General features: G+C 76.5%; 15 protein-coding genes and 1 rRNA gene. 14 read left to right on the top strand and 2 right to left on the bottom strand.

All coding sequences use genetic code 11. The annotated features are described in order from the left end of the window. Positions 1 to 91 (top strand): 5S ribosomal RNA (gene rrf, locus ACGF5G_RS32725); the annotation flags it as partial. A gap of 91 nt (positions 92 to 182) precedes the next feature. Here the strand turns inward: rrf and ACGF5G_RS32720 are convergent. Further along, entirely contained in the window at positions 183 to 1874 is a 1692-nt protein-coding gene (locus ACGF5G_RS32720) for a hypothetical protein (protein ID WP_393270130.1), read from the bottom strand. Between ACGF5G_RS32720 and ACGF5G_RS32715 the strand changes: the two genes are divergently transcribed. After that, entirely contained in the window at positions 1833 to 2774 is a 942-nt protein-coding gene (locus tag ACGF5G_RS32715) for a Replicase polyprotein 1ab (RefSeq protein ID WP_393270128.1), read from the top strand. The two genes, ACGF5G_RS32720 and ACGF5G_RS32715, sit on opposite strands and share 42 nt — an antisense overlap. After that, positions 2771 to 3781, top strand: coding sequence for an HAD-IIA family hydrolase (locus ACGF5G_RS32710; protein ID WP_393270117.1), 1011 nt, complete (start codon positions 2771 to 2773; stop codon positions 3779 to 3781). The genes ACGF5G_RS32715 and ACGF5G_RS32710 overlap by 4 nt, the downstream gene beginning before the upstream one ends. 99 nt (positions 3782 to 3880) lie before the next feature. Here ACGF5G_RS32710 and ACGF5G_RS32705 read toward each other — a convergent pair whose 3' ends face one another. Continuing rightward, positions 3881 to 4219 (bottom strand): SCP2 sterol-binding domain-containing protein, encoded by a 339-nt coding sequence (locus ACGF5G_RS32705; protein WP_350712397.1) that lies wholly within the window; start codon positions 4217 to 4219, stop codon positions 3881 to 3883. A gap of 113 nt (positions 4220 to 4332) precedes the next feature. Here ACGF5G_RS32705 and ACGF5G_RS32700 point away from each other — a divergent pair, with 113 nt between their 5' ends. From ACGF5G_RS32700 to ACGF5G_RS32650, 11 genes are all read left to right on the top strand, one after another. Next, on the top strand, positions 4333 to 4986 hold the full coding sequence (locus ACGF5G_RS32700) for a phasin family protein (protein ID WP_393270115.1): 654 nt from the start codon (positions 4333 to 4335) through the stop codon (positions 4984 to 4986). Between the two features lie 100 nt (positions 4987 to 5086). Next, positions 5087 to 5281: a hypothetical protein gene (locus tag ACGF5G_RS32695; RefSeq protein WP_393270112.1), complete on the top strand. Its 195-nt coding sequence runs from the start codon at positions 5087 to 5089 to the stop codon at positions 5279 to 5281. 22 nt (positions 5282 to 5303) lie between these two features. Further along, positions 5304 to 6164 (top strand): TlyA family RNA methyltransferase, encoded by an 861-nt coding sequence (locus tag ACGF5G_RS32690; RefSeq protein WP_393270109.1) that lies wholly within the window; start codon positions 5304 to 5306, stop codon positions 6162 to 6164. A gap of 73 nt (positions 6165 to 6237) precedes the next feature. Next, positions 6238 to 7122, top strand: coding sequence for an NAD kinase (locus tag ACGF5G_RS32685; RefSeq protein ID WP_393270106.1), 885 nt, complete (start codon positions 6238 to 6240; stop codon positions 7120 to 7122). A gap of 142 nt (positions 7123 to 7264) precedes the next feature. Beyond that, complete coding sequence (recN, locus tag ACGF5G_RS32680; RefSeq protein ID WP_393270103.1) at positions 7265 to 9022, top strand: DNA repair protein RecN; 1758 nt, start codon at positions 7265 to 7267, stop codon at positions 9020 to 9022. Between the two features lie 119 nt (positions 9023 to 9141). Next, complete coding sequence (gene steA, locus ACGF5G_RS32675) at positions 9142 to 10320, top strand: putative cytokinetic ring protein SteA (RefSeq protein WP_350712376.1); 1179 nt, start codon at positions 9142 to 9144, stop codon at positions 10318 to 10320. A 27-nt stretch (positions 10321 to 10347) separates the two neighbouring features. Further along, positions 10348 to 11286, top strand: a complete 939-nt coding sequence (locus tag ACGF5G_RS32670; protein ID WP_357701050.1) for a copper transporter — start codon at positions 10348 to 10350, stop codon at positions 11284 to 11286. A gap of 58 nt (positions 11287 to 11344) precedes the next feature. After that, the gene (locus tag ACGF5G_RS32665; RefSeq protein WP_393270098.1) at positions 11345 to 12211 is read left to right on the top strand and encodes a hypothetical protein; all 867 of its coding nucleotides are present in this window, start codon (positions 11345 to 11347) and stop codon (positions 12209 to 12211) included. 1 nt (position 12212) lies between these two features. Continuing rightward, on the top strand, positions 12213 to 13910 hold the full coding sequence (murJ, locus tag ACGF5G_RS32660) for a murein biosynthesis integral membrane protein MurJ (RefSeq protein ID WP_393270095.1): 1698 nt from the start codon (positions 12213 to 12215) through the stop codon (positions 13908 to 13910). A gap of 55 nt (positions 13911 to 13965) precedes the next feature. Beyond that, positions 13966 to 15165: a glycosyltransferase family 4 protein gene (locus tag ACGF5G_RS32655; RefSeq protein ID WP_393270093.1), complete on the top strand. Its 1200-nt coding sequence runs from the start codon at positions 13966 to 13968 to the stop codon at positions 15163 to 15165. Beyond that, positions 15165 to 17447, top strand: a complete 2283-nt coding sequence (locus tag ACGF5G_RS32650; protein WP_393270090.1) for a hypothetical protein — start codon at positions 15165 to 15167, stop codon at positions 17445 to 17447. The genes ACGF5G_RS32655 and ACGF5G_RS32650 overlap by 1 nt, the downstream gene beginning before the upstream one ends. Positions 17448 to 17560: the final 113 nt, after the last annotated feature.

The following is a 17560-nucleotide window of genomic DNA, read 5'->3' as shown; positions in this document are numbered from 1 at the left end:
GCCCGGTTACATTCCGAACCCGGAAGCTAAGCCCTCCAGCGCCGATGGTACTGCACTCGGGAGGGTGTGGGAGAGTAGGACACCGCCGGACAATCATTCCAGTCGAGGGCCGCCCCATCCGGGTCGGCCCTCGACTGCGTAGCGCCATAGGTGGCGCAATGAGGAAGGATGTACCTGTGAGTTCAGGATCGCAGGGCGGAGATCGTCCCCGTCGTTACGACGACCGGCCGGGCGGGCGCGAGGGCGCCCCGCGCCGTGACGACCGGCCGTCTTACCGGGATGACCGGGGCGGTCAGCGCGGCGGATACGCCGGCGGCGACCGCCGCGAAGGCGGGTACCGGTCTGGTTCCCGTGATGGCGACTCCCGCGCGGCCGGCGCCCCCCGTCGTGACGGCGCCGAGCGCCAGGGTGGTTTCCGGAGCGACCGTGGCGGCGAGCGCCGTGAGGGCGGGTTCCGTTCGGGCCCGCCGCGCGAGGGTGGCTTCCGCCGTGACGCTGGCGACCGTGAGGGTGGCTTCCGCGGTGGTGAGCGCCGTGAGGGTGGTTTCCGTGGCGGCGACCGCCGTGAGGGTGGCGACAGGCCCGGCGGTGGCTTCCGCGGCGGTGACCGCGAGGGCGGGTACCGCGGTGGCGAGCGCCGTGAGGGCGGCTTCCGTGGCGGTGACCGCGACGGTGGCTTCCGCGGTGGTGAACGCCGTGAGGGTGGTTTCCGTGGCGGCGACCGCCGTGAGGGTGGCGACAGGCCCGGCGGTGGCTTCCGCGGCGGTGACCGCGACGGTGGCTTCCGCGGTGGTGAGCGCCGTGAGGGCGGCTTCCGTGGCGGCGACCGCCGTGAGGGTGGCGACAGGCCCGGCGGTGGCTTCCGGGGTGGTGACCGCGAGGGCGGTTTCCGTGGCGGTGAGCGTCGCGAGGGTGGCTTCCGTGGCGGTGACCGCGACGGTGGCTTCCGCGGTGGTGACCGCGAGGGCGGTCTCCGTGGCGGTGAGCGTCGCGAGGGTGGCTTCCGCGGCGGTGACCGTGAGGGCGGCTTCCGCGGTGGTGAGCGCCGTGAGGGTGGCTTCCGTGGCGGTGACCGTGAGGGCGGCTTCCGCGGTGGCGAACGCCGCGAGGGTGGCTTCCGTGGCGGTGAGCGCCGCGAGGGCGGCTTCCGCGGCGGTGACCGCGACGGTGGCTTCCGCGGTGGTGAGCGCCGTGAGGGCGGCTTCCGTGGCGGCGACCGCCGTGAGGGTGGCGACAGGCCCGGCGGTGGCTTCCGGGGTGGTGACCGCGAGGGCGGTTTCCGCGGCGGTGAGCGTCGCGAGGGTGGCTTCCGTGGCGGTGACCGCGACGGTGGTTTCCGCGGTGGTGAGCGCCGTGAGGGTGGCTTCCGCGGTGGTGAGCGTCGCGAGGGTGGTTTCCGTGGCGGCGACCGCCGTGAGGGTGGCGACAGGCCCGGCGGTGGCTACCGGGGTGGTGACCGCGAGGGTGGCTTCCGCGGCGGTGACCGTGAGGGCTTCCGCGGTGGAGAGCGCCGCGACGGTGGGTTCCGTCGTGAGGGCGGCGAGCGCCAGGGCGGCGGCTTCCGGGGCGGTGACCGTGAGGGCGGCTTCCGTGGCGGTGAGCGCCGTGAGGGCGGCTTCCGTGGCGGTGAGCGCCGTGAGGGCGGCTACCGGGGCGGCGACCGTGAGGGCGGCTTCCGTGGCGGTGAGCGCCGTGAGGGCGGCTTCCGTGGCGGTGAGCGCCGCGACGAGCGGCGGGAGCGTCCGGAGGCGGAGGGGGAGCGCACCCAGGCTCCCACGCTGCCCGACGAGATCGTTGCCACCGACCTCGACAAGGACGTCCGGGCTGAGCTGCTGTCGCTGGCCAAGCCGGTCGCCGAGACGGTCGCCCGACACCTGGTGGCCACGGGTCAGCTGATCGACGAGGACCCGGCGGAGGCGTTGGCGCACGCGCTGGCCGCCCGTCGGCTGGCGTCCCGGATCGCCGCCGTCCGCGAGGCGGTAGGCCTGGCCGCGTACCACGCGGGGGAGTGGCAGACCGCGATCGCGGAGTTGCGCACGTACCACCGGATGACCGGGCTGCAGAGCCACCTGGCGGTGCTCGCGGACTGCGAGCGGGCGCTGGGCCGGGCGGAGCGGGCGATCGACCTGTTCCGTGGTGCGGACCGGGAGAAGCTGGACCAGGCCGTGGCGATCGAGCTGCTGATCGTGGCGGCCGGCGCACGCGGCGACCTCGGCCAGAAGGACGCCGCGGTGGCCATGCTCCAGGTTCCCGAGCTGACCGTCGAGGCAGCCGAGCCGTGGACGGCCCGGCTGCGCTACGCGTACGCCGACGCGCTGCTCGCGGTCGGTCGTCGCGAGGAGGCCCGCGAGTGGTTCTCTCGGGCGGCCGACGTGGACACCGAGGGCGAGACCGACGCCGCCGAGCGCCTGCTGGAGCTCGACGGTGTGGTGATCGAGGGGGACGAGGAGGACGAGGAGTCCGCCGAGGCGATCGCCGCCGGTCCCGGCGCCCCGGGTGCGGTGCCGGCCCGTCCGGATGCCGACCTCACCGGCGACGCCGAGCGCGACGACGACGGGCGACGGGACGAGGCCGGCCCGACCGCCGGCGAGCGGGACGAGGCCGGGAGCGCGGACGTGCCGACGGACGACCTGGCCGACGACGAGCTGACCGACGACGAGGCGCACGCTGTCGCGGTCGGTCCCACCGCCGACGGCACCGGGACCGACGCCACCGACGCCGCCGCCCGTGGCGAGTCGGCCGGCACCGGCGAGTCGGACGCCCCGCAGCGATGACGGCGGACGCCGGGGAGCGGCTGGTCGATGGGTACGCCCTGGTCGTGTTCGACCTGGACGGGGTGATCTACCTGATCGACCGGCCGATCCCCGGCGCCGTCGAGGCGGTCGGGCGGCTGCACGCCGAGGGGCGGGGCGTCGCGTACGCGACCAACAACGCCTCGCGCCGTTCCAGCGAGGTGGCCGCCCTGCTCACCGGGATGGGCGTTCCCGCCCGGCCGGAGGAGGTGCTCACCTCCGCGGCGGCCGCCGCCGAGCTGCTCCGCGACCGGCTGCCCCCCGGCGCCGCGGTGCTGGTGGTCGGCGCCGAGGCACTGCGGGCCGAGGTCCGCGCCGCCGGGCTGACGCCGGTGTCCCGGGCCGACGAGTCGCCGGTCGCCGTCGTGCAGGGGTACGGGCCGCAGGTCGGCTGGGTGGACCTGGCCGAGGCGTCGGTGGCCGTACGCGGCGGGGCGACCTGGATCGCCACCAACACCGACCGGACGCTGCCCAGCGGTCGGGGACCGCTACCGGGCAACGGCGCGCTGGTCGCCGCGCTGCGGACCGCGCTCGGGCGGGATCCCGACGTGGTCGTCGGCAAGCCCGAGCCGGCGCTGTTCGCCACCGCGGCCCGCCGCGCCGGCGAGGGCCGGGCGCTGGTGGTCGGCGACCGGCTGGACACCGACATCGAGGGCGCCCGGCGGGCGGGCCTGGACAGCCTGCTGGTGCTCACCGGCGTCAGCGACGTGGCCGAGCTGCTCGCCGCCCCGCCGGAGCACCGGCCGACGTACGTTGCGATGGACCTCGCCGGGCTCTTCGACCCGGCGGCGGTGGTGCGGGTCCCGGGCCCGGCGGACGGGTGGTCGGTGGCGTCGCGGGACGGCGCGCTGGAGCTGTCCGGGGCGGGCGGCCCGCTGGACGCCCTGGCGGCGTTGTGCGCGGCCGCCTGGACCGGGGACGCGACGCGGGTGCGTGCCGGGTCGGCGGCGGCCGGGCAGGCGCTGACCGCGTTCGGCCTGTCCGCCTGAACGGTCCCGCCCTCCCCGGCCCGAACGCCCCGGCCCGGTCTCATCCCGGTGGTCGGGCCGCCCCGGCCAGGGTTCGGAGCAGGCTGCCTCGGCCGCGGCTCAGAGCAGCTTGCGCAGCTTCATCAGGTCGAGCGGGTTCGCCTTGATCGACACTCGCCGGGACGTGACCGCCCGGGTGATGTCGAGTTCACCGCGGACCAACGCGAGCAGGTCGTCGCTGCTCGTGCTCAGCGCGATCTTCGCCTTCGGGTCGTCTCCGTCGGCCAGGTCGACCAGGCGGCCGTCGGCGAGCCGGCCGTGGAAGGCGGTGTCCAGGTCCGTGATCCGGCAGGCCAGCGTGCGGTCCAGGTCGATCCGTTCCCGCACCGTCTCCGCGTTGCGGTCCAGCCGGGCGGCCAGCTCCTGCAACGCCTGCCGGCACTCGTCCACGCTGGCCACTGTCGCCCCCTCGCCGTTCGCCACGCCGTCCCCGGCACCGTACCGCACAGGGGGTTGCGGGGTGCCCGGTAGCGTGACACCTGCACACCCCCGCCCCGCGGAAGGACTCAGGCATGCAGGACGCGTGGCGCGCCTACCTCGAGCTGGCCATGGGCCTGACGGAGGCGCCCCGGAAGAAGGCCCAGGACGCGGTGCGCCGCCTCGTCGGCTCGGGCGGGGCGACCGCCGGCCAGTTGCAGGCGCTCGCCGAGGAACTCGTCTCCACCGGCGCGGCGAACCGGGAGGCGCTGACCAAGCTGGTCCGGTTCGAGGTCGACCGGGCCCTCGGCGCGGTGGGGCTCGCCACCGCCGACGAGGTCGCCGAGCTGACCCGCCGGGTGCACGAGTTGGAGCGCCAGCTCCGGGAGGCCAGGACGACCCCCGCGGCCCCCGCCACCCCGCCGGTGGCCCCGGGCGCTGCCGAGCCGGCCGCGCCCCCCACGGTCGGGCCGGGCGCGCCCGGCCCGACGCAGGCGGTGGCCAAGAAGGCGGTCGCGAAGAAGGCCGTGGCCAAGAAGGCGGTGGCAAAGAAGGCCGTGGCGAAGCGGGCGCCGTCGGCCGTCGCCCCGGCCGAGGGCAGCCACGGCGAGCAGGTCCAGTCGGCGAAGGCCCAGGGTGCGGACGTCGAGCAGGTCCAGCCGGAGAAGGCCCAGGGCGTCGACGCCGGGCCGGCCCGGCCGGTGAGGAAGGCGTCCGCCCGCAGGCAGCAGCCGGGCGGCGAGGCGTGATCCGCCCCGCGGCCGGGAGCGGATCGTGACCGGCCCCCACCGTCCCGGCTCGCCGCCGGGTGCCCGTCCCGGGCCGCCGCCCGCTGCCCGGCCGGGCCCCATGCCCGGACCGCGCCCCGGGCCGCCGCGCCCCGAGCCGCTCGACGACCTCGACGAGGCGCGCCACCCCGCCGTCGACGCCGCCGTGCGCGCGATGGCCAACGCCGCGACGCTCGCCCCGGCCGACCAGATCGCGCAGTACGAGGCGGCGTACGAGACGCTGCGGGAAACCCTCGCCACCATCGACCAGGCCTGACCGGACCGGAGAAGAACCACGCATGGCACGTCGTAACCGGCTGGACGCCGAACTCGTCCGCCGCGGCCTGGCCCGCTCCCGGGAGCAGGCCGCCGCGCTGGTGGAGGCCGGCCGGGTCCAGCTGCGTGGGGTGCCCGCCCGCAAGCCCGCCGCGATGGTCGACCCCGCCGACCCGCTGCTGGTCACGGGCGAGGACCCCAGCTCGGAGTACGTCTCCCGGGGCGGGCACAAGCTGGCCGGCGCGCTGACCGCCTTCGCCCCCGGCGGGCTGCGGGTGGCCGGCCGGCGCTGCCTGGACGCGGGCGCCTCCACCGGCGGCTTCACGGACGTGCTGCTGCGCGCCGACGCGGCCGAGGTGGTGGCCGTCGACGTCGGCTACGGGCAGCTCGCCTGGCCGCTGCGCAACGATCCCCGGGTGCGGGTCTTCGAGCGCACCAACGTCCGTACGCTCACTCCGGAGGCCATCGGGGGGCCGGTCGACCTCACGGTCGCCGACCTGTCGTTCATCTCGCTGCGGCTGGTGCTGCCGGCGCTGGCCGGCTGCACCCGGCCCGACGGCGACCTCGCGCTGATGGTGAAGCCGCAGTTCGAGGTCGGCAAGGAGCGGGTCGGCGCCGGCGGGGTGGTCCGCGATCCGGCGCTGCGCGCCGAGGCGGTGCTCGACGTCGCCGCCGCGGCGGCGCGGCTCGACCTCGGTCTGGCCGACGTGGCCGCGAGCCCGCTGCCGGGGCCCAGCGGCAACGTCGAGTTCTTCGTATGGTTACGCCGGGACGCACCACCGGCCGACCCGGATCGGGTGCGTGCCGTGGTGACCGCCGGGCCGCAGGGCCCGGTGCCGTCCGGCGACCTGCCGGACACGGCGACGGAGGAGGTGGCCGGGTGAGCGAGCAGGCGAGCCCCGCAGTCGTGGCTGGGCCGTGCGGGTGCCGGGCGGGCGCGACGGGACGGCCGTCCCGGTGAGCCGCACGGCCCTGCTGGTGACCCACACCGGCCGCCGCCGCAGCACCGAGCACGCGCGGGCGGTGGCCGCCGACCTCATCGCGGCCGGTTTCGAGGTACGGGTCGTCGCCGAGGAGGCCGACGACCTCGACCTGCCCGGCGTGGTGCCGGTGACCGGCCTGGAGGCGGCCGAGGGCGCGGAGATCGTCTTCGCGCTCGGCGGGGACGGCACGTTCCTGCGCGCGGCCGAGCTGGCCCGGCCGGCGAAGGCGCCGCTGCTCGGCATCAACCTCGGCAAGGTCGGCTTCCTCGCCGAGGCGGAGATCGACGACCTGGACAGCGCGGTGCGGGACGTGGTGGGCCGCAACTACACCGTGGACGAGCGGCTCACGCTGGACGTGACCGCCGAGTTCGACGGCGGCCCGACCATCGAGTCCTGGGCGCTCAACGAGATCAGCGTCGAGAAGGGCGAGCGCGCCCAGATGCTGGAGTTGCTCGTCGACGTGGACGGCCGCCCGCTGTCCCGCTACGGCTGCGACGGTGTGGTCTGCGCGACCCCCACCGGCTCGACGGCGTACGCGTTCTCCGGCGGCGGGCCGGTGGTGTGGCCCGAGGTGGAGGCCCTGCTGCTGGTGCCGATCAGCGCGCACGCGCTGTTCAGCCGGCCGCTGGTCACCGCGCCCACCTCCACGTTCGTCATCACCGTCGACCCGTTCACCACCCTCGCGGTGTTGTCCTGCGACGGCCGGCGCGTCTACGACCTGCCGCCCGGGGCCCGGGTCACGGTGCGGCGCGGCGCGCTGCCCGTGCGCATCGTGCGGCTGCGGGACCGCCCGTTCACCGACCGGCTGGTGGCGAAGTTCGACCTGCCCGTGCACGGCTGGCGCGGCAACCGCCGCTGACGGCGCGCCCGTGGCGCGTGTCCGCACCGGCGGTGACCGGTCTCACCGGGGCGCCCCGGCCGGTGGTGGGGCGGGGCGCGACGCCCCGGTACGCCCGCGCCGGCTGGTCAACTGTCGGGGGCCGCGTCTACTGTCGGTTGCTGTGCTGGAAGAGCTGCGCATCACCGGACTGGGCGTCATCGAGGACACCACGCTGCCGTTGACCGGCGGCATGAACGTCATCACCGGCGAGACCGGTGCGGGCAAGACGATGGTGGTCACCGGCCTCGGCCTGCTCTTCGGTGGCCGTGCCGACGCGGGGCGGGTCCGGGCCCAGCCCGGCCGGGCGGTGGTCGAGGGGCGGCTGCGGCTCGACGGCCGGGTCGCCGCCGCCGTGCACACCCGGGTCGTCGACGCCGGCGGCGAGCCCGACGAGGACGGTTCGGTGCTGCTCAGCCGCACGGTCACGGTGGAGGGCCGGTCCCGGGCGCACCTGGGCGGGCGCAGCATGCCGGTGGCCATGCTCGGCGAGGTGGGCGAGCAGGTGGTCGCCGTGCACGGCCAGTCCGACCAGCTGCGGCTGCTGCGTCCGGCCGAGCAGCGGGCCGCGCTGGACCGGTTCGCCGGCCCGGAGCACGAGAAGCTGCTCGACGCGCTGCGCGAGGCGTACGCCCGCTGGCGCGCCGTGGTCGACGACCTGGCCGACCGGCGGCGCAACGCCCGCGAGCGCAGCCAGGAGGCCGACCTGCTGCGGCTCGGCCTGGACGAGATCACCCGGGTCGACCCGCAGCCCGGCGAGGACGACGAGCTGAAGGCGGAGGCGCAGCGGCTGGAGCACGCCGAGGGGCTGCGCACCGCGGCGCAGCTGGCCCACCAGTGCGTGGCCGGCGGCGTGGAGGCGGCCGACGAGACCCCTGACGCCACGGCGCTGCTCGGCACCGCCCGGCGCACCCTCGAGGCGCAGGCCGGCACGGATCCGGCGCTCGGCGAGCTGGCGGGGCGGCTGGAGGAGGCGGCGACGCTGGTGGCGGACGTCTCCGCCGAGCTGTCGGCCTACCTCGCCGCGCTCGACGCCGACCCGGCCCGGTTGCAGGCCCTCTACGAGCGCCGGGCGGCGCTGCGCGCCCTGACCCGGAAGTACGCCGACGACGTCGACGGCGTGATCGCCTGGGCGGAACGGGCCCGCACCCGGCTGTCCGACCTGGACACCTCCGACGAGCTCCTCGACGAGCTGGAGCGGGAGTCGGCGCGGCTGGCCGGCGAGGTGGCCGACCTGGCCGGCCGGGTGTCGACGTCCCGGCAGGAGGCGGCGACCCGCTTCGCGGAGCAGGTCACCGTCGAGCTGGCCGGCCTGGCCATGCCGCACGCCCGGATCGAGGTGGCGGTGCTGCCGCGGCCGGCCGGCCGGGCGGAGCCGAGCCTGCCGGTCAACGGCGCCGAGGTCGGCGTCGGCCCGGACGGCGGCGACGAGGTCGAGCTGCGCCTGCTGGCCCACCCCGGCGCGCCCGCGCTGCCGCTGCAGCGCGGTGCCTCCGGCGGTGAGCTGTCCCGGGTGATGCTCGCCATCGAGGTCGTCTTCGCCGGCTCGGGCGGGCCGCCCACGCTGGTCTTCGACGAGGTGGACGCCGGGGTCGGTGGCCAGGCGGCGGTGGAGATCGGGCGTCGGCTGGCCCGGCTGGCCCGCAGTCACCAGGTGCTCGTGGTCACCCACCTGCCGCAGGTCGCCGCGTTCGCCGACCGGCATCTGGTGGTGGCGAAGGACACGGGCGGAGCGGTCACCACGAGCGGGGTCCGCGTGGTGGAGGACACGGAGCGGGCCCGGGAGCTGGCCCGGATGCTCGCGGGTTTGCCCGATTCCGACCTGGGTATCGCCCATGCCGAGGAGCTTCTCGCCGTGGCGGCCCGGGAAAGGCGTCCGTGAGGGCGGCGATTGTGAGCACAGGCACACCGGCCTGCGCGCTAGTGTGCTTCCCTGGGTAGGCGGCCCTGCTCAGGCATGTCGCGACAGAAATGCCTGCCTCACATGCCAGGATGGTCACGATGCGTCTACCCACGTTGCGCCGGACCCGGAACGCGGAACCGGGCAGAATCCTCGGCACCGCGCGCCTGGACCGCCGGACGAAGCGCCTGGTCGGCCGGCTCCGCCCCGGTGACATCGCGGTCATCGACCACGTCGACGTGGACCGGGTCGCCGCCGACTCGCTCGTCGCGGTCGGTGTCGCCGCCGTGCTCAACGCGAAGCCGTCGGTCTCCGGTCGCTACCCCAACCTCGGGCCGGAGGTGCTGATCGGCGCCGGCATCCCGCTCCTCGACGACCTGGGGGAGGGGATCTTCGAGCGGATCCGTGAGGGCGACACGGTCCGGATCGAGGGCAACACCGTCTACGTCGGCGACGAGCCGGTGGCGCACGGCAGCCTCCAGGACGCCGAGACGGTGGCCAAGGCGATGGCCGACGCCCGGGAGGGCCTGTCGGTCCAGCTCGAGGCGTTCGCCGCCAACACGATGGACTACCTCAAGCAGGAGCGCGCCCTGCTCCTCGACGGCGTCGGCGTGCCGGAGATCCAGACCGAGATCCAGGGGCGGCACTGCCTGATCGTGGTGCGCGGCTACGACTACAAGGCCGACCTGGACGTGCTGCGCCCCTACATCCGCGAGTTCAAGCCGGTGCTGATCGGCGTCGACGGCGGCGCGGACGCGCTGGTGGAGGCCGGCTACACGCCGGACATGATCATCGGTGACATGGATTCGGTCACCGACGACGTGTTGCGCTGCGGCGCCGAGGTGATCGTGCACGCCTACCCGGACGGGCGGGCGCCCGGCCTGGCCCGGGTCACCGGGCTCGGCGTACCGGCGGTGACCTTCCCGGCCGCGGCCACCAGCGAGGACCTGGCCATGCTGCTGGCCGACGAGAAGGGCGCCTCGCTGCTGGTCGCCGTCGGCACCCACGCCACGCTGGTGGAGTTCCTGGACAAGGGCCGCGGCGGCATGGCCTCCACGTTCCTGACCCGGCTCAAGGTCGGCGGCAAGCTCGTCGACGCCAAGGGTGTGAGCCGCCTCTACCGGCAGAGCATCTCCGGGTCCTCGCTGCTGCTGCTGGTGCTCTCCGCGATCGCGGCGATGGCCTCCGCCGTGGCGGTCTCCACCGTCGGCAAGGCGTATTTGGGTGTGGTTTCCGAGTGGTGGAACAATTTCGTGTTCCAGCTTGAACAGCTTTTCTAGCGTCCGACCGATCAAGAGGCTGCAGGTGTGATCAACTTCCGGTACCACGTGGTGTCCCTGACCGCGGTCTTCCTCGCGTTGGCGATCGGTCTGGTGGTCGGCACCGCCGCCCTGAACGGCCCGGTCGCCGACTCGCTCAAGGAGAACGTCAACGGGCTGCGCAAGGACAACCAGCTGATGCGCCAGCAGGTCCAGAGCATGGAGAAGGAACTGGAGCTGGAGGAGGACTTCGCGGCCCAGATGGCGGAGTTGTTCCTGCCGGGCAAGCTCGCCGGCAAGCGGGTGGTGGTGGTCACCCTGCCCACCGGGCGGGACCACACCGAGGGCGTGGTCAAGATGCTCCAGCTCGGCGGGGCCGAGATGACGGGTCGCATCGACCTGCAGGACAAGTTCATCAATCCGGACAACAACAACGACCTGCTGGAACTGGCGGTCACCGCCGCGCGCCCCACCAGCGCGCCGACCGCCGACCTGCCGGGCAACGGCAACGGGGTGGAGACGTCCAGCGCGCTGCTGGCCAGCGTCCTGCTGGACCGGGCGCCCGGCGCCACCCCGGTCACCGAGGCCGACCGGCGGGCGGTGCTGGCCGCGTACACCAACGCCAACTACCTGACCACCGAGGAGCGGGTCAGCGCGTCGGCGGAGGCCGTCGTCGTGGTCAGCGGGCAGCCGTACGTGGACAAGGACTCGGCGAAGAAGGACGAGTCGGTGCTCAAGGTCGCCGAGCAGTTCGACCGCGCCGGGACGATCGTCGTCGCCGGCAACGGCTCGACCGGCGGCAACCTGGTCGCGGCCGTCCGCAGCGACCCGGTGCTGGTGCAGAGCATCTCCACCGTCGACAACGCCAACACCGTCCAGGGCCAGCTCGTCACCGCCCTCGCGATGGTGCAGCAGGTGACCGAGAAGAAGGCCGGGCAGTACGGCGTCGGCGACAACGCCACCCTGCTGCCTAGACTGCCCCAGTGAGCGAGCGACGTACCCCGGTGTCCGGATCCAGCCGCACGCACGAGCGGGAGGGGGCCGCGTGAGTCTGCTCGGTCGACTGTTGATCGCCGGGGCGGGCGCCGCCGCCGCCCGGTACGCGCTGCGCGAGGTGCGCACCTCGCCGGCCGGCCCCGCCCTGGACCGGACGAACTTCCGCGGCCGCACGGTGACCCTGGCCGCCGGGCCGGCGCTCGCCGCCGGGGCCGCCGGGGCGGGCGCGTTCGGCGCCTCCAGCGCGTCCTCGGGGGCCGCGGCCCTGGTCGCCGGGGTGGGCGCCGGGGCCGTCGGGCTCTACGACGACGTGGTGGGGGCGCGGCCGGAGCAGAAGGCGGCCAAGGGCTTCGCCGGTCACCTGGCCGCGCTGCGCGAGGGCCGGGTCACCGCCGGGCTCGTCAAGGTCGTCGGGGTGGGCGCGGCAGGGCTCGGCGCCGCCGCGCTGCTCGCCGCCGACCCCCGGGTCGCCGGGCACCGCCGCCGCCAGCGGCAGGGCACGCTGGGCCGGGGCGTCGACGTGCTGCTCGGCGCGGGCGTCATCGCCGGCACCGCGAACCTGCTGAACCTGCTGGACCTGCGACCCGGCCGGGCGCTGAAGTCCGGCATCCTGCTCGGCGCCCCGCTGGCCGGCGGCCCGCACGGCGGGATCGCCGCGGGCGCGGTCGGCGCCGCCGCCGGGCTGCTCCCCGACGACCTCGGCGAGGACGTGATGCTCGGCGACAGCGGCGCGAACGCGCTCGGCGCGCTGCTGGGTGTGGCGCTGGCCGCGCGTACCGGGCCGGTCGGGCGGGCCGGGCTACTCGCCGTGCTCGCCGGTCTCACCGCGGCCAGCGAGAAGGTCAGCTTCACCCAGGTCATCCAGCGCACCCCCGGGCTGCGCGAACTCGACGCGCTGGGCCGTCGCGCCGACTGACGTGACGACCCCGGCACCCCTCGCCGGCGCCGGCCGCGTCGCCGGAGCAGCCGCGCTCATCGCCGTCCTCACCGTGCTCAGCCGGCTCGCCGGGTTCGGCCGCACCGCCGTCTTCACCTGGGTCGTGCAGAAGAGCGACCTCGGCGGCATGTACGTGATCGCCAACACGGTCCCGAACATCATCTTCGAGATCGTCGCGGGCGGCGCGCTGGCGAGTCTGGTCGTACCGCTGCTGGCCGGGCCGGTCGCGGCCGGGGACCGGCGCGCGGTGGCCGCCACCACCGGCGCCCTGCTCACCTGGACGGTCACCCTGCTGGTGCCGCTGGCCGTGCTGGTCGCGGTGGCGGCCGACCCGGTCGTGTCGCTGATCAGCGAGGGGCGCTCCGAGGCGGAGGTGGCCGCCGGCGCGCGGATGCTGCGGGTCTTCGCCCCGCAGTTGCCGCTCTACGGCATCGGCATCGTGCTGACCGGCGTGCTCCAGGCGCACCGCCGGTTCGCCTGGCCGGTGATCGCGCCGCTGCTGTCCAGCCTCACCGTGATCGTGGTCTACCTCGCCTTCGGCGGCGCCGAAGGACGTGGCGCGAGCGTGGCGCAGGTGAGCCGCGGCGGCGAGCTGATCCTGTCGGGCGGCACCACGGCGGGCGTGGTGGTGCTGTCGCTGTCGCTGCTGATCCCGCTGCGCCGGCTGGGGCTGCGGCTGCGCCCCGGGTACGCGTTCCCCGCCGACGCCCGGGCGCGGGTGAAGGGGCTGGCGCTGGCCGGCGCCGTCACCGTCACCGCCCAGCAGATCGCGCTGCTGGTGCTGCTCAACCGGGTCTCCGGCGGCCCGACCGGCTCGCCGCAGGTGTTCAACCTGGCCCAGACCATGTACCTGCTGCCCTGGGCGGTGCTGGCGGTGCCGCTGGCCGTGGCGGCGTACCCGACGCTGGCGACCGCGGCGGCCGCCGGGGACGACGGGGACTACCGGCGCACGCTCTCCTCGACCGCGCGCGGCGTGCTGCTGTTCAGCTGCCTCGGCGCGGCGGCCCTGGTCGGCACCGCCGCGCCGGTCGCCTCGTTCTTCTACCCGGACGATCCCGGGTCCACGGCCGCCGGGATCGCCGGCTTCGCCCCGGGGCTGCTCGGTTACGGCCTCTTCGCGGTGCTCTCCCGGGCCCTCTACGCCCGCGGCGACACCCGCCCCGCCACCGTGGCGATCACCGCCGGCTGGCTGGCCGTACCGGTGGCGGCGGTGCCGCTGGCGGCCCTGCTCCCGGTGGCGGACCGGGTGCTGGCGGTCACCCTGGCGAACTCGGCCGGGATGCTGCTGCTCGGCGGCCTGCTGCTCGCCGCCGTGCGGCGCTCGGCCGGGGCCGCCGCGCTCGCCGGCGTCGGCCGGGCCGGCGCCGCCGGGCTGCTCGCCGGTGCCCTGGCGGCGCTCGCCGGGGCGGCCGCCGCCCGCTGGCTGGACGCGGCCGGCGACGGCACCCCGACGACACCGGCCGCACTCGTGCAGGGCATGCTGTCCGGAGTCCTGGTCGGCGTCGTGTTCCTCGCCGTCGTCTGGCTGATCGACCGGCGGGACGTGCGACCGCTGCTGGCCGGGGTGCTCCGGCGGCTGAGCCGGGGCCGGCGCGGGCCGGCGGCCCCCGCCGAACGGACGGGTGAGGGCGAGATCCCCCCGGAACGGGGTGACGGGAAGGAGACGGTGTCCCGGTGAGCGGGTGCAGGACGGGTGACCGGCCGGCGGCGACCGACGAGCGGGGGTGGTCCCGGTGACGGAACCGACACCGGACACCAACTGGCGCGGCACCGTGGCCCTGCTGCTCGCCTCCAGCACCGGCGGGGTCGGGCAGCACGTCCGCTCCCTCGCCCAGGGGCTGACCGCCGCGGGCGCCGCCGTGCTGGTCTGCGGGCCCGCCGCGACGCAGGAGCAGTTCGACTTCACCGGCGTCGGCGCCCGGTTCCGGCCGGTGGAGATCCCGGCCAGCCCGACCCCTGCCGACGCCCGTGCCGTGGGCGCGCTGCGCCGGGCCCTCGCCGCCGAGCCGGTCGACGTGCTGCACGCCCACGGGCTGCGGGCCGGGCTGGTCGCCGTCCTCGCCCGGCCGGCCGTGCCACTCGTGGTCACCTGGCACAACGCGGTGCTCGCCGGCGGGTTGCGCGGCGGCGTGTCCCGCCTCGTCGAGCGGGTCGTCGCCCGGGGCGCCCGGGTGGCCCTCGGCGCCTCCGCCGACCTCGTCGAGCGGGCCGCCGCGCTGGGCGCGGCGGACGCCCGGCTCGCCCCGGTCGCCGCGCCGGCGCTGCCCGCGCCGCGCCGCCGCCGGGCCGCCGTCCGCGCCGAGTTCGGCGTCGGCCCGGGCCAGCCGCTGATCCTCTCGGTCGGCCGGCTGCACCCGCAGAAGCGGTACGACGTGCTGGTCGACGCGGCCGCCCGGTGGCGTACCCGGACCCCGGCGCCGGTCGTGGTGATCGCCGGCAGCGGCCCGGCCTACCTGCCGCTGGCCGCCCGGATCTCCGCCGCCCGGGCCCCGGTGACCCTGCTCGGGCACCGCACCGACGTGGCCGACCTGCTCGCCGGGGCCGACCTGGCGCTGGTGACCAGCGACTGGGAGGCCCGCCAGCTCTTCGCGCAGGAGGCGATGCGGGCCGGCGTACCACTGGTGGCGACCGCCGTCGGCGGCCTGCCGGAGCTGGTCGGCGACGCCGCGGCGCTGGTGCCGCCCGGGGACGTGGACGCGGTCGACGCGGCCGTGCGCGCCCTGCTCGACGACGAGGCCGGTCGGGCCGAGCTGGGCCGGCGGGGCGCCGCCCGGGCCGCGACCTGGCCCACCGAGGCGGACACCCTCGCCCAGCTCGCGGCGCTCTACGCCGAGCTGGCCCCGGACGCGGCAGGATCCGCGGCCCCCGGCGCCGACGGCGGGCCCGCCGAACCCGGACGTGACGGTCACGCCCCGTCGACGGGACGCCGGTGATGTTGCGCAGACTCGCCCCGGCCCTGCTGACCCTGGTCGTGGTGGCGCTCGGCATCGCGGCGCTGACCGCCCGGCCGGACCGGGAGGCGCCGGAGCGCACCGCCGACTTCGTCGTGCTCGCCGGGGTGGCCGGGCTGCGCTGGGAGGACGTCGACCCGCAGACCACCCCGACGCTGTGGCGGATGGCCCGCGACGGCTCCATCGGCTCCCTCTCGGTGCGCTCCGCGCACCGGCCGACCTGCCCCGTGGACGGCTGGCTGACCCTCGGGGCGGGCAGCTTCGCCGCCTGGAACGGCAGCCGGCAGGTCGGGGGTTGCCCCCCGACGGCGGTGACCGTGGAGCAACCCGACGGTATCGGCGCGAACCTGCCCGACCAGGAGAGCGTCGTCCTGCACAACCAGGAGCGGCTGCCGTGGGGCGCGGTGCCCGGCGCGCTGTCGGAGTCGGTGCGCTGCTCGGTGGCGGTCGGGCCCGGTGCGGCGGTGGCCGCCGCCCGGCCGTTCGGCCGGGTCGACCGGTACGCCGCCGCCCTGCCCGAGGACCCCGCCGAGCTGCTCGGCTCGTGCGTGCTGAGCATCGTCGACCTCGGCACGGTCGCCGGCGAGGACCCGGCGGCCCGGGCCGCGGCGGCCCGGGAGGCCGACGCCCGGCTGGCCCGGGTGCTCGCCGCCCGGCCGCCCCGCTCGCTGGTGATCGTCGCCGGGGTGTCCGACACCGAGGTGCCGTCCCGGCTGCACGTGGCCGTCGCCGACGGGCCGGGCTGGGAGCGCGGGTGGCTCACCTCGGCCAGCACCGGCCGGGAGGGCTACCTGCAACTGGTCGACCTCGCACCGACCGCGCTCACCGCGCTGGGCCGGCCGATGCCCGAGCGGCTCTTCCTCGGTCGGCCGGCCGAATCGGTCGCCGGGCGGCCGGCGGACCTGGCCACCGCGATCGCACAGCCCGCCGACGCCGACCGGGAGGCGGCCGCCCAACGGCGGGTGGCGGACTGGTTCTTCGCACTGCTCGCCGGCGTCCAGGTGGTCCTGGCGGTGGCGGTGCTGCCGTTGCTGCGCCGGGCCCGCCGGCACGCCGGCCCGTACGGCCCGGAGCCGGTGTCGCGGCGGGTCGTGTCGGTCGTCGAGCTGCTGCTGATCGGGGCCGCCCTGGCCGTGCCGGCGGCCCTGCTCGCCGACGCGGTGCCGTGGTGGCGCGGCGACCACGCCGGCGTCTACTTCGCCGGGGTGACCGTGCTGCTGCTGGTCGCCGCGACCGCGGTGGTCCGGCTGGCGCCGGGGTACGCGAGCACCCTCGGCCCGCTCGGCGCGGTGGCGGGGCTGACCGCGCTGGCCGTCGGGGTGGACGTGCTCACCGGCGCCCGCCTCCAGCTCAACGGGGTGGTCGGCTACTCGGCCCTGGAGGGCGGCCGGTACGCCGGGCTGGGCACCGTCGGGCTCGGCGTGTTCCTGGCCGGCGCCCTGCTGAGCGCGGGGTGGCTGGCCCAGCGGGTCCGCCGGTCCTGGCGGCCGACCGTCATGGTGGTCGTCGGCGGCGCGGCCGTGGTGGTCGTCGGCAGCCCGTACCTGGGGTCCGACCCGGTCGGCGCGATCGCGCTGACCGCCGGGCTGAGCGTCGCCGCCGCGATCAGCGCCGGCGGCTGGCTGACGATCAGCCGGCTGGCCTGGGCGACCATGGCCGGGCTGGCGCTGACCATCGGCTTCGCGGTGCTGGACCTGCGCCGCCCCGCCGCCGAGCGGGGCAGCCTCGGCCGCTTCCTGGCCGCCGTCGGCGACGGCACCGGCGGGCTCACCGTGCACCGCTCCAGCACCGCCAACTTCGACACCCTGGTCAACAGCCCGCTGACCGTGCTGGCCCTGGCCGGCGCCCTGCTGGTCTGGTTCGCCCTGCTCCAGCCGTGGGGCGGGCTGATGCGGCTGTTCGGCATCTACCCGGCGATGCGGGCGGCGATGGCCGGCACCGCCGTCGCCGCGGTGATCGGCGGGGTGCTGGGCGGCGACGCCCTGGACGTGGCCGGCGCGGCCGGCGCCCTGGTGGTGCCGATGGCGGCGCTGGCCGCGTTGCGGGTGCTCGACCACTCGACCGACCGCACCCAGCCCGACGCGGCCCGCCAGAGCGACGGCGGGCCGGGCGGGGCCGGCGACGGGCCGGGCGGCGGCGGGGGATCGGACGACGGCGGCCCGGACGGCCCGGGGGCGGCGGGCGCCGGGGCGAGCACCGCGGATCCGGTCGCCGGGCCGGACGCGCCGGCCGGCCGGCCATCGACCGAGGTCACGGCCTCCTGAGCGGGCCGGCGACACCCGGACGGCCGGTACGGGTGCGCCGGGCGGCGGGGTCGGGTGAGGTGTTACCGTGGAATCCCGTGGATCGCGTGATCACTTTGCTGATCGGCACGGCG

The organism is Micromonospora sp. NPDC047730, from assembly GCF_043204765.1.
Classification (GTDB): Bacteria; Actinomycetota; Actinomycetes; order Mycobacteriales; family Micromonosporaceae; genus Micromonospora.
This window is presented reverse-complemented; position numbering and strand designations above follow the sequence as displayed.

Excerpts from the sequence above, each read along its gene's own strand:
- ACGF5G_RS32695 (WP_393270112.1), top strand. The coding sequence starts at position 5,087 with ATGCCCGGACCGCGCCCCGGGCCGCCGCGCCCCGAGCCGCTCGACGAC.
- ACGF5G_RS32700 (WP_393270115.1), top strand. The coding sequence starts at position 4,333 with ATGCAGGACGCGTGGCGCGCCTACCTCGAGCTGGCCATGGGCCTGACG.
- steA (WP_350712376.1), top strand. The coding sequence starts at position 9,142 with ATGCGTCTACCCACGTTGCGCCGGACCCGGAACGCGGAACCGGGCAGA.
- ACGF5G_RS32690 (WP_393270109.1), top strand. The coding sequence starts at position 5,304 with ATGGCACGTCGTAACCGGCTGGACGCCGAACTCGTCCGCCGCGGCCTG.
- ACGF5G_RS32650 (WP_393270090.1), top strand. The coding sequence starts at position 15,165 with ATGTTGCGCAGACTCGCCCCGGCCCTGCTGACCCTGGTCGTGGTGGCG.
- ACGF5G_RS32710 (WP_393270117.1), top strand. The coding sequence starts at position 2,771 with ATGACGGCGGACGCCGGGGAGCGGCTGGTCGATGGGTACGCCCTGGTC.